This is a genomic window from Paracoccus litorisediminis, assembly GCF_009711205.1.
GTDB classification, from domain to species: domain Bacteria; phylum Pseudomonadota; class Alphaproteobacteria; order Rhodobacterales; family Rhodobacteraceae; genus Paracoccus; species Paracoccus litorisediminis.
In genome coordinates, this window is the sequence record NZ_WMIG01000003.1 from 211514 (window position 1) to 225517 (window position 14004).

The 14004-nt window shown below is 68.6% G+C and carries 11 protein-coding genes; 7 read left to right on the forward strand and 4 right to left on the reverse strand.

Annotated elements, in window-relative coordinates; translation table 11 throughout:
• The first annotated feature begins 26 nt into the window (after positions 1-26).
• Positions 27-4403 carry an eCIS core domain-containing protein gene (locus GL300_RS27065; RefSeq protein WP_155039416.1) on the forward strand — a complete coding sequence of 1459 codons (4377 nt, stop codon included), beginning with the start codon at positions 27-29 and terminating at the stop codon, positions 4401-4403.
• The gene (locus GL300_RS09655; RefSeq protein WP_155039417.1) at positions 4400-5005 is read left to right on the forward strand and encodes a hypothetical protein; all 606 of its coding nucleotides are present in this window, start codon (positions 4400-4402) and stop codon (positions 5003-5005) included. Before GL300_RS27065 ends, GL300_RS09655 begins: the two co-directional genes overlap by 4 nt.
• Here the strand turns inward: GL300_RS09655 and GL300_RS09660 are convergent.
• Complete coding sequence (locus GL300_RS09660; protein WP_155039418.1) at positions 5002-5427, reverse strand: RrF2 family transcriptional regulator; 426 nt, start codon at positions 5425-5427, stop codon at positions 5002-5004. The genes GL300_RS09655 and GL300_RS09660 overlap by 4 nt on opposite strands.
• Positions 5428-5548: 121 nt before the next feature.
• Here GL300_RS09660 and hmpA point away from each other — a divergent pair, with 121 nt between their 5' ends.
• Entirely contained in the window at positions 5549-6727 is a 1179-nt protein-coding gene (gene hmpA / locus GL300_RS09665; protein ID WP_155039419.1) for an NO-inducible flavohemoprotein, read from the forward strand.
• 22 nt (positions 6728-6749) lie between these two features.
• Here the strand turns inward: hmpA and GL300_RS09670 are convergent, their stop codons facing one another.
• Positions 6750-7652, reverse strand: a complete 903-nt coding sequence (locus GL300_RS09670) for a DMT family transporter (protein WP_155039420.1) — start codon at positions 7650-7652, stop codon at positions 6750-6752.
• A gap of 69 nt (positions 7653-7721) precedes the next feature.
• The gene (locus tag GL300_RS09675) at positions 7722-8564 is read right to left on the reverse strand and encodes an AraC family transcriptional regulator (RefSeq protein WP_211595013.1); all 843 of its coding nucleotides are present in this window, start codon (positions 8562-8564) and stop codon (positions 7722-7724) included.
• Between the two features lie 66 nt (positions 8565-8630).
• Here GL300_RS09675 and GL300_RS09680 point away from each other — a divergent pair, with 66 nt between their 5' ends.
• The 3 genes from GL300_RS09680 (at position 8631) to GL300_RS09690 (ending at position 11909) form a co-directional block, all read left to right on the forward strand.
• Positions 8631-10094 (forward strand): alanine/glycine:cation symporter family protein, encoded by a 1464-nt coding sequence (locus GL300_RS09680; protein WP_155039421.1) that lies wholly within the window; start codon positions 8631-8633, stop codon positions 10092-10094.
• 129 nt (positions 10095-10223) lie between these two features.
• Positions 10224-11093 carry an alpha/beta fold hydrolase gene (locus tag GL300_RS09685; RefSeq protein ID WP_155039422.1) on the forward strand — a complete coding sequence of 290 codons (870 nt, stop codon included), beginning with the start codon at positions 10224-10226 and terminating at the stop codon, positions 11091-11093.
• Between the two features lie 9 nt (positions 11094-11102).
• Positions 11103-11909 carry an alpha/beta hydrolase gene (locus tag GL300_RS09690; RefSeq protein ID WP_155039423.1) on the forward strand — a complete coding sequence of 269 codons (807 nt, stop codon included), beginning with the start codon at positions 11103-11105 and terminating at the stop codon, positions 11907-11909.
• 3 nt (positions 11910-11912) lie between these two features.
• Here GL300_RS09690 and GL300_RS09695 read toward each other — a convergent pair whose 3' ends face one another.
• The gene (locus GL300_RS09695; RefSeq protein ID WP_155039424.1) at positions 11913-13403 is read right to left on the reverse strand and encodes a sensor histidine kinase; all 1491 of its coding nucleotides are present in this window, start codon (positions 13401-13403) and stop codon (positions 11913-11915) included.
• Between the two features lie 205 nt (positions 13404-13608).
• Here GL300_RS09695 and GL300_RS09700 point away from each other — a divergent pair, with 205 nt between their 5' ends.
• Complete coding sequence (locus tag GL300_RS09700) at positions 13609-13989, forward strand: response regulator transcription factor (protein ID WP_155039425.1); 381 nt, start codon at positions 13609-13611, stop codon at positions 13987-13989.
• Positions 13990-14004: the final 15 nt, after the last annotated feature.

The following is a 14004-nucleotide window of genomic DNA, read 5'->3' on the forward strand; positions in this document are numbered from 1 at the left end:
GGCGTATCGGGTCGAAGGGGGGCGGGATGAAGACGGCGCAAGGCCCCGTTTCCAGCACCCAATCCGGTCCGCATAGCGCCGCACCCACGCCTGCGCCCGCGCCCGTTTCCACGGCCTCGCCCGGACTGACCGGATTGCGCGGCGGTCTGTCGGGCGGCTCGCCTTTGCCCGCCGATCTGCGCAGCCGGATGGAATCGGGCTTTGGCACCTCATTCGCCGATGTGCGCGTCCATACCGGGGCCGCCGCCGCGCAGGCCACCGGGCAGTTGCGCGCCGAGGCCTTTGCCACCGGCCCCGACATCGCCTTTGCGCCGGGACGCTACCGGCCCGGATCGCAGGCGGGTCAGGGGCTGATCGCGCATGAGCTGGCCCATGTCCTGCAACAGCGCCGTTCGGGCGGGGGCGGCGCGGTGCAGGCGAAATCCTTGGTCTCGACCCCCGGCGACGCCGCCGAGACCGCCGCCGACAGCGCCGCGGCAACGGTGATGGCGGGCGGGCGGGCGCAGGTCGGCGCGGTCGGCCAATCGCTGCGCGGGCGGATCATGCGCCGGGCCATGGCGGGGATGGGGGCGCTGTCCTTGTCGCCCGCCGCGTCACTGGCCCCGGCACGACCCGGCGCGGTGGCCCCCGGCGCAGGTCCGGTGCTGACGCCGATGATGACGGCGCAGGTCTCGGCGGCGGGGGGTGCGATCACCGGGCTGGCCAAGGGAACGACCCGGCCCGGCGATCCGGCCCCCACCGCCAAGGCCCCCGACGACGCCCAGACCGCGCGCGGCGAAAACCCCGCCGAGGCCGCCGCCGCGCCCTCGGTCGGCATTGCCGGGGCCCCTGCCGGAGCAGCCGCCGAACCCGAGGCCGCGCAAGGCGGCAAGAAAAAGGACAAGAAGCGCAAGGGCGAACGCGAGGACAAGGCCAAGGGCGCTGCCTCCGAGGAGGCCGCCGCCCCCGCCCGGATTGGCGGCGGGGGTGGGGGTGGGGGCACCAAGCGCTTTGGCCAGAATCTGGGCGACCGGGGCGAGGCCGCCGCCGATGAGGCCCGCGAGCGCCTGACCCATCGCGCCCATGCCCTGGAAACCAATGAGGGCGCAGGCACCCGGATCGGGGCCGCCCGCGCCGCCGCCGAACCCGCCCCCACCGCCGCCGATGCCGACGGCCAGCGCCAGCAGGCGGGAACCTTGGCCGAAGCCCCCGTGGCCAGCCCCGACACCGCCACCGCCGGGCAGAATGCCAAGGCCGCGCTGAACGGCGTCGCCCCCACCACCATCGAGGAACTGGACGATTTTTCCGGCCCCGCAGGTGCCGCGACCCGCGACGGTCTGGCGCAATCTGTCGCCTCTGAGGCCGCGGGACAGGCCACCCCGGTGCAGACGGCGATGGCCGCGGTGCGTAACCCGCCGCCGGGCGCGGCCCCGCCCGCTGCCATGCCGCAGCCCGACCCGATCCCCGCCCCCGCCAGCGCCGCCCCCGATCTGGCCGCCGCCAGCCCTGCGCCGGTCCCCGAGGAATCGCTGGATGCCAGCGAATTCAAGGACTCGGCCGATACCGCCTTGGCCGAACATGACGTGGATGACGCGACGCTGGCCCGCGCCGACGAAGGCCCGCTGCGCGAGATCGGGACCGACAAGACCAAGCTGAACGAAAACGTCGACGGCGCCGCATCCGATGCCCGCGCGACTGAGTCCGCCGCCACCGGCACCGCTACCGCCGAACTGGCCGCCAGCGATGCCCAATCCGGTGAGGCCATGCAGGGCGGCCGCCATGCCGGGCAAGAGGCCGTCAGCGCCGAACAGCAGGCCACCCGCGGCACCGAGGAAACCGGCAGCCTGACGCTGGCCGAACAGATCAACGCGCTTTATTCCACCGCCGAGGGCGCGGTGAACGAAAAGCTGGCCTCGCTGGAAAGCGACGCCGTGCAGGCGTTCCGCGAAAAGCAGGGCGCGCGGGTCGAGGCCTTCGCGACCAATGTCCGGGCCGAGCTTTCCGCCTTCAAAAGCCGCCGTTACCGGGGCGCGCGGGGCCTTTATCGGCGCGGGCGCGACTGGCTGCTGTCGATCAACAGCCTGCCCGAGGTCAAGGCGCTTTATGAGCGCAACCGGCAGGCCTATATCGCCGATATCGACGCGATGCTGTCCCAGATCAAGGACAGCATCCAGACCACCATCGATGGCTGTAAGACGACCTTGGCCGAGGCGCGGACCGCCATCGACCAGCTGGTCGAAAGCAACAAGGGCCAGCTGGACACGGAAGCGCAGGCCGCCCTGACCCGCGCCCGCCAGCAATTCGGCACGATGGAGGCCCGGATCGAATCCACCCGCCGTTCCGCCCTTGCCGCGCTGGACCGCGAGCGCGAGCGTGCCATTCGTGAAATGGACGCGAAACTGGCCGAGATTCAGGCCGAGAATGCCGGTCTGGTCGACCGCATCGCCGCCGCGATCAAGGCCCTCGCGCAATTGCTGGGGCAGTTCATGGCGCTGCTGGCGCGGGTGACGCGGATGGGGGTCGGCACCTTCCTTGGCGCGGCGGGCAGTCAGGCGCGCGAGGGGGTCAGGAACAACCTGTGGGACCAGTTGCAGGAGGCCTTCAAGCAATGGTTCTTCAACAAGGTTCCCGGCCTGCAACTGATGATGAACTTGCCGCCGAACTGGCTGGAAATGATGGCCGTGCTGGCCACCAGCCTGATCGGCCTGCTGACCGAAAACCTGCCCGCCATGCTGCCCGCCATCGGCATTGCCGCGATGACATGGCTGGCGACGCAACTGGCGCTGAAGCTGATCCCCGGCGCGGGCGCGATCATGGCGGTGATCGACGCGATCCGCGCGGCATGGGGGCTGGTGCAGTCGCTGTTTTCCGCCGCCGGGGCGTTTCTGGAATTCGTCATGCAGGTGGCGGCGCGCGGCAATGGCGCGGTGGCTTTCGCGCGGGCCTTGGCCCATGGCATCGTCGCGGCGGTGGATATGGTCCTAACCTTCCTTGGGGTCGATGCGCTGATCAAGCGGGTGTTGGGCGCGATCCTGCGGCCCTTCCAGCGCATCATCGCGCGTCTTCAGCAGCGTTTCCGCCAGTTCATGCAGCGCCGCCGCAGCCGCAGCGAAAGGGGTGGACGCGACCGCAAGCGGTGGCGCGACGATGGCGACGACCGCGGCGGCGACGCCCATGCCCGGCGCAGCGCCCGTGACCGCGCCGACCGCGACCGCCGCGAGGGGGACCGCCGCCAGCGCGACCGCGAGCGTGGTCAGGACCCCCGCCGCAACCGCCAGACCGAGGCCGAACGCCGCCGCCGCCGCGAAGAGGACGAGGCCCGCCGCCGCCGCGAACGCCGGGACGAGGCCGTGCGCAATATCGGCCCCAGCGTCGACAGCCTGCTGGGGCGCGGCGTCTCGCGTCTGCGGCTGCGGGCGCAGCTGGGGTTGTGGCGGCTGCGCTACCGGCTGCGCAAGCTGGCGCTTGAGGATACCCGCGTGGTCGCCGGAAACAGCGACGACGTGACCGTGCGCCAAGTACTGCGCGACAATCCCGAGGGCGTCTACCGCATGGTCCATGACATTGGCCGCGACCGCTTCCGCCGGGCCGAGGCGCGCAATGCTGCCCGTCCCGCCGCCCGGCGTGGCGCGCTGGATGTGCAGCCCGGCGACGATCCGACCCAGCTGGGCGCGAACCTGCAGAACCGCCCCGCCAGCGCCATCCCCCGCACCGCTGAAAATCCCGAACGTGCGGGCGGCGGCGTGCCCCTGCAGGTCGGCGGCACCACGGTTCCGGCCCAGCAGGGCTTTGGCCCCGCCGCCTCGCCCGCCGTGCAGCGCAACCTGAAGATCCCCGGACTGGGCTCCTACCCCGAGATCACCGCGCAACTGGCCGCCGAAGGGTTGCAGGGCCCCGCCGTCACGCAAGCCATCCAGCAGGCTTTGCGCACCGGGCAGGGCTCGCCCACGATCATGCGGCTGATCGCGCTGATGTTCGGGCGCGAGGTGCTGCAATCGCAAAGCTCGGCCGCGACCTCGGTGCTGGCGCTGCAGGCGATGGGCGGGGGCGCGCCGACCGGGACGATCTTTGGCCAGCCCGGCGCGGGGCCGGTGCAGGGGACGCTGTTCGGCACCGAAAAGGTCGATCCCGAAATCGGCAAGGGCGACAATCGCCGCCATGTCGGCGGCGGCGTCGCGCCGTTTTCACCGGTCGGGGCCGCGGCGGATCAGCGCCGGGCCGAGGCCGCCTTTGACAGCGACAATCCCAGCGCGCTGAACACCAATACCGACCGCGGACGGCGCGCGCAGGCCGAGATGCTGCGCACGGTCGAACTGGTCTATCACGCCGTGCTGCAGATGGAGTTTCGCGACACCACCGGGCTGCGGCGGGAAATCCTGCGGCTGTTCGACATGTTCGACCGCGCCTCGGGGGTGCGGGGATGACGCGATTCCTTGCCGCCATCGGCCCGATGGGCCAGCCGCCGACCACAGCATGGCTGCTGTTTCCGGGCGACCCGGAACAACCCGCCGTCATGGCCCCCAGCCTGACCTCGGCGCTGCCGGAACTGCACCGGATCGCGCGCGGCGGTGCCATCGTGGTGGAACCGGCACTGGCGGCACGCGGCGCGGCCTGCGGGCTGTCAGTGGGGACGTGGCACGAGGACGCGCGGGCCGATTTCACCGCCATCGCGCTGGACATCGCGGGCCGCGCCAGCTTCTCGCGCATCGACGACTCCGCGCTGATCCTGCGCTTTTGCCGGGCGGCGGCGGGCTTTGCCGCACGTCCCCCCGCGCGGGGGCAGCACGGCCCGGTCTTGGTCATCGACGGGCCGGGGCTGGTGCTGCCGGACCGGCCGGGCAAAATCGACGGACTGTCGGTGCAGTTCAACCCCGGCGAAGCGGCGGTGATCGACGCGCTAAGGCGCTCTGTCGGGCTGGACCGCGTGCCCCAGCCCTTCCGCCTGCGGGACGACAACAAGCTGCCGGTGTCGGAGGCCGAATTGATCCTGCTGACCGATACGCTGCTGGCCGTGACGCAGGCCTAGCGATGCGCAACCTGCGGGAAATCGGCGGGCGTCAGGGCGATATCGGCGATGGTGCAGGACCCCAAGGCGGCCAAAAACCCCTCCAACGCCTGCTGAAGCGGCGCGATCAGGCGGCAACTGCCGGTGATGACGCATTGGTTGCCGGTGCGCATGCATTCGACCAGCCCGAAATCCCCCTCCAGATGGCGGACCACCGCGCCGACGCTGATCTGGCCTGCCTCGCGCGACAGCCTGAGCCCGCCCGAGCGTCCACGCTGCGCGGTCAGGAACTGACCCCGCGTCAGTGCATTCACCACCTTCATCACCGTGCTGCGCGGCAGGCGGTAGACGGCGACGATCTCGTCAATCGTGAACAGCCGGTTGCAGGTCGCCGCAAATATCATGATCCGCAACGCGATGTCGGTGCTGTCGTTCAGCCTCATCTTCATGCCCTCGGGGCCGCGGGACAGAATGTCGCAGCCCAATAAGATACCTTTTAATGGAATCTTTTCTCGAATGCATTAAATTCCTGCCCAAGCTACTGCCGAACGTCAGGAGGACGTCATGCCGAAAGCCCTTTCCGAAGATACCCTGAAGCTGATCGAGGCCACCGCCCCCGTCGTCGCGGCGCATGTCGACCAGATCGTGCCGGCCATGTATCGCCGCCTGCTGGCCGATCCCGAAATCCGGGCGCTGTTCAACATGTCCCACCAGCAGGGCAACTCGCCCCAGCACAAGGCGCTGGCGGGCGCGCTGGTCGCCTATGCCACCCATATCCGCAACCCGGCCGTGCTGGGCGCCGCGATCGAGCGCATCGCGCAGAAACATGTCGGCCTGCAGATCCTGCCCGAGCATTACCCGCATGTCGCAACCGCGCTGCTGGGTGCCGTGTCCGAGGTGCTGGGCGATGCCGCCACCCCCGATATCCTTGCCGCCTGGGGCGAGGCCTATTGGTTTTTGGCCGATGTGTTGATCGGGCGCGAGGAACAGATCTATTCCGCATCCGAGGCCGCGCAAGGCGGCTGGCGCGGCTGGCGGCGCTTCAAGGTGGCCGCGAAAACCGTGGAAACGCCCGAGATCACCTCGTTCCGGTTGCAGCCGGTCGATGGCGGCCCGGTCGCCACCCATCGCCCCGGCCAGTATCTGAGCTTTCGTTTCCAGCCCGAAGGCACCGATGAATTCCGCCGCAACTACTCGATTTCCTCGGCCCCGAACGGGCGGGATTACCGCATCACCGTCAAGCGCGAGCCGGGCGGGCGGATCTCGAACTGGCTGCATGACGGGGTCGATATCGGCGCGGAATTCGATGTCTCGGCACCAGCGGGCGAGTTCTTCCTTGATCCGACCGGCAAGCGAGAGGTCGTGCTGCTGTCCGGCGGTGTCGGCCTGACGCCGATGATCTCGATGCTGGAAAGCCATGGCGGCGGCGATCTGCGGATGGTCTATGTCCATGCCACCCGCGACGCCCGCCACCACGCCATGCGTGAACGTCATCAGGAACTGGCCCATGAAAGCCATGTCTTTTATGAAACGCCCGATGCGGCGCTGACCGGGAATGCCCGCGCCGGGCGGGTCAACCCGGACTGGCTGGCCAGCGTCAGCGATCCGCGCATTGCCGATTACTTCATCTGCGGCCCGACCGGCTTCATGGAGGCGATGATCCGCGGGTTGCGCGCCGCCAACGTCCCCGATGACCGGATTCATTACGAATATTTCGGCCCGGCCTCGGCCCAGCTGGGCTGAACCGTCAAGGGCGGGCGGGGGGTCACTTCCCCCGCTCGGCCAGCAGACCCAGAAACGTGCCGCCGACGATCAGCGCCGCCCCGCCAAGACGCAGCGCCGTGACCGGCTCGGCCAGCAACAAGGCGGCCAGCGCAAAGCCAAAGATCGGCTCGGTCCCCAGCAGCAGCGCGACGCGGGTCGGGCTGGCGCGGCGCAGCGCGGCGTTCTGCACATAGAATGCCCCCAGTGTGCAGAACAGCACCAGAAAACCCAGCGCCGCCCAGAAACCGGTCCCGCCGCTGATGCCCAGTCCGGCCCCACCCGCCAGCAGCACCATGCCCGACGCCAGCGTCACCGCGCCCGCCTGCAGCGCGGTCAGCGCCGCCGAACTCAGCACCGTTCCGGCAATGACCCGCCGCGTCGCCACCACCATCACTGCGCGCAGCCCCGCCGCGACCAACACCAGCAGATCGCCCGGCCCCAGCGCGCCCGCGCCCCCGGCCAGCACGCCCACCCCCGCGACCGCGATGCCCGCGCCAAGGATGACGCCCGCAGGCGGCAGCCGCCTTTGCTGCCCGAAATCCAGAAACGGCACCATCACCGTGCAAAGCGAGATGATCAGTGCCGCGTTCGAGGCCGACCCCAGCGCGATGCCCCATGTCTCGGCCAGAAATATCCCGAACAGCACCAGCCCGGTCGCAGCCCCGGCCAGCCGGTCGCGCCGCGGCGCCGCCGCCAGATCGCGCCATGCCACGCCCGCCATGACCAGCGCCGTCGCCAGAAACCGCAGAAAGATCAGCGTGATCACTGGCGCATGGGCCAGCGCGCCCTTGGCGACCGGGTAGCTGGCCCCCCAGACCAGCGCCACACCCAGCACCGCCAATTCCGCCCCCAAGGCCTCGCGCCGCGTGCCCGCCCCAATATCCGTCGCCGTCATTGCCGTCATTCCCCTGTCAGTCGCAGGGCCGGGATCGCATGGGCCGGCGCGGCCGGGATAGAACAAAAGCGCGGTCCCTCAGCCGCGGGCGTAAACACCGGGCGTCACCCCAAGTATGGCGCGGAAATGCCGGGTCAGGTGGCTTTGATCGGCAAAGCCGGTGGCGGCTGCGACCTCGGCCGGGGGCATGCCCTGCGCCAGCAACCGCCTTGCCCGCGCGATGCGCTGCTGGATCTGCCAGGCGTGGGGCGGCAACCCGGTCTGACGGCGAAACGCCTCGATCGTCTGGCGGCGGCGCAGGCCCGCGATTTCCGCCAGACGCGCCAGCGGCACGTTATCCTCGGCATGGGCGGCCAGATATTCGACCGCATCCGCAATCCGCCCGCTGGGACCGGGCCGCCGCGCGGGCAATGCCGCCGGGGCCAGCTGCGCCAGCACCGCGCGCAGCAGCGCGTCCAGCGCCTGATCGCGGGCCAGTGCCTCGCCGCCATGCAGCACCCGGTGCAGCGCCGACAGCTGTCGTGCAAGACTTGGCCGGGCATGGAAGGCCGCCGCGAAATCCAGCACCGCAGGGCCCGACCCACCCGCCACATCCGCGAGCAGTTCCGCCAGCGCAGGCTCGGAGAGGTACACCATGCGCTGGTGCCAGCCCCGATCATCCGCCGCGCCGCCGTGATGGATGTCGCCGGGCCGCATGGTGACCACGGTGCCGGCTGGGGCAAGATGCATCTCGCCGCGGCACCAGACGGCATGGGTCCCGGCATCGATCACGCCAAGGATGTATTCATCATGCGCATGGGGCCGGAAATTCTGCCGCAGGTAGCGGGCCGACAGCGTCTCGATCCCCGGCAAGTCCTGATGCCGCGCCATGCTGGCGCGGTCGGTCATATCCGAAGCAGAGGGCGAATTCGCGGTCGTCATGCCTTGACATTATCGACCTGCGGCGGCTCTGCACACGCCAGAATTGGCGGAAGGGAAGAACCATTGATGAATCTGGATAATCTGGAAAATATTCTGGGTCAGATCGGCGGCATTGTCTGGGGCCCGTATCTGCTGATCCCGCTGCTGCTGGGGACCGGACTTTACCTGACCCTGCGGCTGGGCGGCATCCAGCTGCTGCAACTGGGGGCGGCTTTGCGCCTTGGCCTGCTCAAGCGCAAGGATGACGATGCCGAGGGCGACATCTCGCAGTTTCAGGCGCTGACCACCGCGATGGCCGCGACCGTCGGCACCGGCAATATCGTCGGCGTCGCCACCGCCATCGGCGTCGGCGGCCCTGGCGCGCTGTTCTGGATGTGGGTGACCGCGATCCTTGGCATGGCCTCGAAATATTCCGAGGCGTTTCTGGCCGTGCGCTTCCGCACCACCGACGAGGTCGGCGAAAAGAACGGCGGCCCGCAATATTACCTTGAGCGCGGCATTCCCGGCATCTTCGGCAAGGTGCTGGCCCTGTCCTTTGCGGTTTTCGCGGTCTGTGCCTGCTTCGGCATCGGCAACATGACGCAGGGCAATTCGATCGCCTCGAACCTGCAAAGCAGCTTCGCGATCCCGCATTGGATCACCGGCGCGGTGCTGGCGGCGCTGACGCTGGTCGTGCTGGTCGGCGGCATCAAGTCGATCGGCAAGGTGACGGCGGGCCTCGTGCCGGTGATGATCGTGTTCTACGTTCTGGGGGCGCTTTACATCCTGCTGGTGAACATCACCGCCGTCCCGGCAGCCTTTGCCCAGATCTTTGCCCAGGCCTTTACCGGCACCTCGGCAGTGGGCGGCTTTCTTGGCTCGACCATCATGATCGCGGTGCGCTACGGCGTGGCGCGCGGCATCTTTTCCAATGAATCCGGCATGGGTTCGGCGGCCATCGCGGCGGCTTCGGCCCAGACCACCCATCCGGTGCGCCAGGGGCTGGTGTCGATGACCCAGACCTTTATCGACACGATCATCGTGGTGTCCTGCACCGGTCTGGTCATCATCACCACCGGCGTCTGGAAAGAGGTCGATGCGACGGGCCAGCAGATCTCGGCCTCGATCATGACCGGTCAGGCCTTCAGCCACGGGCTGCCGGGCCATTGGGGCCATTGGATCGTGACCATCGGTCTGGTGATGTTCGCCTATTCGACCATCCTTGGCTGGGCCTATTACGGCGAGCGCAACGTCGAGCGCCTGCTGGGCCACCGCGCCGTCATGCCCTTCCGCGTGCTGTTCTCGCTGGTGGTCTATTTCGGCTGCACGATGCAACTGGGCGTGGTCTGGAACTTCTCGGACGTGATGAACGGGTTGATGGCTATTCCGAACCTGATCGGTCTGCTGATCCTGTCCGGCCTGATCGCGCGCGAGACGCGGCACTACCTGAAGCACGACCCGAAACTGGAAGCCAACCGCGCCCAGATCGAAGCCTTCATGGCCGGTGAGCCCGGCTGGGAGGAATGGAAAGCCAGTGAGCGCGCCCGCTGATCCCCGTGGCCGGGGCGCGCGACTGCGACGCCCCGGCTATCCCTTGGTTTAGTCGCTCCAGCCGATCCGACAATTTTCCGCGCCCGCGCTTCGGTCCATCCTGCCCCTGTCCCGCGACAGGAGGATGCCATGAACGCGCCCACCGCCCCTGACTCTGCCGCCACCACGCCCACCCGCTTCATCGAGGCCAAGGGCCGCACCCTGGCCTACCGCGAGATCGGCTCGGGCCCGCCTCTGATCCTGTGCGTGCGCTTTCGTGGCATCCTCGACAGTTGGGACCCGGCCTTTCTTGACGCGCTGGCGCAAAACTTTCGGGTCATCACCTTTGACTATTCGGGCCTAGGCCAGTCGACCGGCAGCGCCAGCTATCGACCCGAAAGGCTGGCGGCGGATGCCATCGACCTTGCCGATGCGCTGGGGATTGCGGAATTCGTCATTGGCGGCTGGTCGCTGGGCGGACTGGCCGCGCAGGTGGTGACGGTGCAGGTGCCCGACCGGGTGACGCATCTGGTGCTGATCGGCACCTGCCCCCCCGGCCCGCTGGACCCTCCGTCGGAACCGATCTTCCTGCAGACCGCGCTGAAGCCGATCAACGATCTGGCCGATGAGACCATCCTGTTCTTTGAACCCGAATCCGCCGCCAGCCGCGCGGCGGCGGCGCTGTCCCATGACCGGATCAACGCGCGTTCATCCGACCGCAGCCCGCCGATCCCGCCCGAGACCTATCTGGCCTTGCTGCAGGACCGCGCCGGGCAGGACATCTTTGCCGACACGGCCGGTTACGCGGATTTTCTGGCCACCTGCGGCATCCCGATCCTTGTCATCACCGGCGACCATGAAATCGTCTTTCCCGCGCCGAACTGGTTCCGGCTGAACCGGGTCTGGAAAAGCCTGCATCTGCTGGTCCTGCCGCAGATGGGTCATGGCCCCCAGCACGAGGTTCCCGACATGGCCGCCGACCTGATCGCCAGTTTCGTGAAGAACCGCGCCAAGCGCTAAGGAGACCCCATGTCCAACACCATCATGCTGATCCACGGCGCCTGGCTGAACTCGCTAAGCTGGGAGCATTTCAAGGCCCGCTATCAGGCGGCGGGCTTTACCGTCATCGCCCCGGACTGGCCCTATGACGACCGCCCGCCCGCGGAACTGCGCGCGCAGCCCAAGGCCGAACTGGCCAGTCTGAGCCAGCGCCAGATCGTCGATTCCTATGCCGCCAAGATCGCGGCTCTGGCAGAGGAGCCGATCCTGATCGGCCATTCGCTGGGCGGCGTCATCGTCCAGCACCTGCTGGATCGCGGGCTTGGCGTCGCAGGCGTGTCCATCGACCCGGCGCCGACGCCGGGCGTGCCGCTTTATCCGCAGGCCATCCGCTCGGCTTTGCCGGTGTTCATCGACCCGTTCAGCTGGCGCAAGGCCAAGGTGATGTCGCGCGGCTTCTTTGCCAACCGCTTTGCCCAGACCGCGCCCCGCGATCAGGTCGATGCGCTTTACGACCGCTACATCGTGCCAACGCCGGGCCGGGTCTATTGGAACGGCGTGGTCAACCCGATGAAGATCCGCTGGGACAATCCCGCCCGCGCGCCCCTGCTGATGATCGGCGGCGAACTGGACCTGATTGCGGACGCCAAGATGACCGAGGCCATCTATCGCAAGCAAAGCGCCGCGCCATCCCGCACCGATCTGCGGATCTTTCCCGGCCGCTCGCACTGGACCTGCATGGATGAGGGCTGGGAAAAGGTCGCGGATGCGGCGCTGGACTGGGCCACGGCCAATGCCCGCCCCGCCCGTCAGCCCAAGGGCGCAAGGGTCGCCTGACCCCTACCCCGCCAGCGGCAGTTCGAAGTGAAAGACCGCGCCCCCGCCCGGCGCGGTTTCGGCCCAGATGCGCCCGCCATGCGCCTCGATGCAGCTTTTGCAGATGGCCAGACCCATGCCCATCCCGCCCTCACGCGTGGAATAGAAGGGCTGGAATATCGTCTGCAACCGCTCGGGCGCGATGCCGGGTCCCTTGTCGCGGATCGCGACCCCGATGCCGCCCGGCACCGGGCGCAGGGCAATGGTCAGGTCGCGCTGGCCGGGCGCGTCCTCCATCGCCTGCGCGGCGTTCATCATCAGATTGACCATCACCTGCTGGATATTCACCCGGTCGGCCATGACCGGAGCCAGCCCCTCGGGCGCGTCGATATGGGTCGAGACGCCATGCGCGCGCAATTCGCGTTCGATCAGCGTCACCGAATCCCGCGCGATTTCCGCCATGTCCTGCGGCGCGGCCTTTTGCGAGGCATTGCTGAGGAAAGCGCGGGTCTGCTCGACCACCACCCGCGCGCGGCTGGCGGCGGCGACGACATTGCCGATGGCCTCACGCGCTTCCGGCAGGTCGGGCGTGTCGCGGCCCAGCCAGCGAAGGGCTGCCTCGGCGCTGGACATGATCGCGGCAAGGGGGGAATTCACCTCATGCGCGATCGAGGCGGTCAGCGCGCCCATGGTGCTGACCCGCATGGCACGGGCCAGATCCTGTTCGGCCTGCGCCAGCAGCGCCTGCGTCGTCTTATAGGCAGTGATGTCCAGATCGCTGACCAGAATATCCTCGAATTCCCGGTGGTTTCCGGGCAGGCCCGCAGTGAACAGCGTGTCGACCTCTTGCCCGTCGGGCATGGTGATATGGGTTTCCGAGCGATAGAAGCTGTCGCCATTGGCGAAGGCCACCAGCCATTGCACAAAGGTCTGGTCGGTATCGGGCAGCAGATTGTCCAGCGAGCCCAGAAGCTGTTCCTTGCTGTCCGCGCCCGCGCGCAGCACCGCGAAATCGTTCACGTCCTTGATGATGACCCCGCGCCGGATCGCGCGCAGCTGGTCGGGATGGGCGGCGAAATGGGACTGCATGTCGCGCACCCCCTGCCCCAGCAGCTCCAGCACCGCGTCGCGGGCATGCGACCAGTCCTCGCGCCAAAGGGAAATGCCGCTGCGCTGAAACAGCGTGTCGTTCCAGCGCCGGCTGTCTTCCAGCGCCTGTTGCAACGCGGCGATGCGGCGGCGATGCGTGGCAATGGCAAGGGCGGCCAGCCCGATGGCAAGGGCGCAGATCAGGCTGGTGGCGATGGTCAGATGCAGCCCGTCCGCGACCAGCAGCCCCAAGGCCAGCACCGGCAGCGACGCCACCCCCAGAAACAGCCAGTCCTGCCCGGTCCAGCGCGCGGCCTGCGCCGCCGGTCCCTTTTGCCCGGCCCAGCCCGGCATGCCATCGGGGGCAAGATTGCGCCGGGGCGCGGCATGGTCGCCCGTCGGCCAGAGGGTGAAAACCTGACGCATCGACTGGCCCCCATGCACCGCCAAGGGACGGAAATTTCGCGGCTGAACCTAAGTATAATTGCCTGCCGCGCCATTCGACAACAGTTTTGGAATCAGGCCCTTGGCACATGATTGCCCGCAACGGCCGGTCGCAAGCTTGGGGAAGCGGGCGGCCGCGGCCTTGGCGACTGTCCGGGGCCGATTGGAAAGGGGCAAAGTGGGGCAGATGGACCAAGGTCCGCATATAGCCATCGTCGATGACGACGATGCGATCCGGCGTGGCCTGTCCAGCCTGCTGCGCGCGCAAGATTTCCGCGTCGCCCTGTTCGACAGCGCCGAGACCTTTCTGGACAGCCTGCGCATCGGCCTGCCGCAATGCCTGCTGACCGACATCCAGCTGCCGGGCCTGAGCGGGCTGGACCTGCAATTCCGGCTGCGCGCCGAACACCCCGCCCTGCCGGTGCTGGTGATGACCGCCTATCCCGAAACCAGCCTGCGCGATCAGGCGCTGGCGGCGGGGGCTGTCTGTTTCCTGAGCAAACCCTTTGACGACCGCGACTTGCTGCGCTGCCTGCGCCGCGCCGTCGGGGGTGCGGGCCGAAATTGATGTGACTTTATCGGC

What these genes read in the sequence shown, in the direction of transcription:
- GL300_RS09660 (WP_155039418.1), bottom strand. Translation starts at nt 5,427, where the DNA reads ATGAGGCTGAACGACAGCACCGACATCGCGTTGCGGATCATGATATTT.
- GL300_RS09700 (WP_155039425.1), top strand. Translation starts at nt 13,609, where the DNA reads ATGGACCAAGGTCCGCATATAGCCATCGTCGATGACGACGATGCGATC.
- GL300_RS09675 (WP_211595013.1), bottom strand. Translation starts at nt 8,564, where the DNA reads ATGACGACCGCGAATTCGCCCTCTGCTTCGGATATGACCGACCGCGCC.
- GL300_RS09685 (WP_155039422.1), top strand. Translation starts at nt 10,224, where the DNA reads ATGAACGCGCCCACCGCCCCTGACTCTGCCGCCACCACGCCCACCCGC.
- GL300_RS09670 (WP_155039420.1), bottom strand. Translation starts at nt 7,652, where the DNA reads ATGACGGCAATGACGGCGACGGATATTGGGGCGGGCACGCGGCGCGAG.
- GL300_RS09680 (WP_155039421.1), top strand. Translation starts at nt 8,631, where the DNA reads ATGAATCTGGATAATCTGGAAAATATTCTGGGTCAGATCGGCGGCATT.
- GL300_RS09695 (WP_155039424.1), bottom strand. Translation starts at nt 13,403, where the DNA reads ATGCGTCAGGTTTTCACCCTCTGGCCGACGGGCGACCATGCCGCGCCC.
- hmpA (WP_155039419.1), top strand. Translation starts at nt 5,549, where the DNA reads ATGCCGAAAGCCCTTTCCGAAGATACCCTGAAGCTGATCGAGGCCACC.
- GL300_RS27065 (WP_155039416.1), top strand. Translation starts at nt 27, where the DNA reads ATGAAGACGGCGCAAGGCCCCGTTTCCAGCACCCAATCCGGTCCGCAT.
- GL300_RS09690 (WP_155039423.1), top strand. Translation starts at nt 11,103, where the DNA reads ATGTCCAACACCATCATGCTGATCCACGGCGCCTGGCTGAACTCGCTA.
- GL300_RS09655 (WP_155039417.1), top strand. Translation starts at nt 4,400, where the DNA reads ATGACGCGATTCCTTGCCGCCATCGGCCCGATGGGCCAGCCGCCGACC.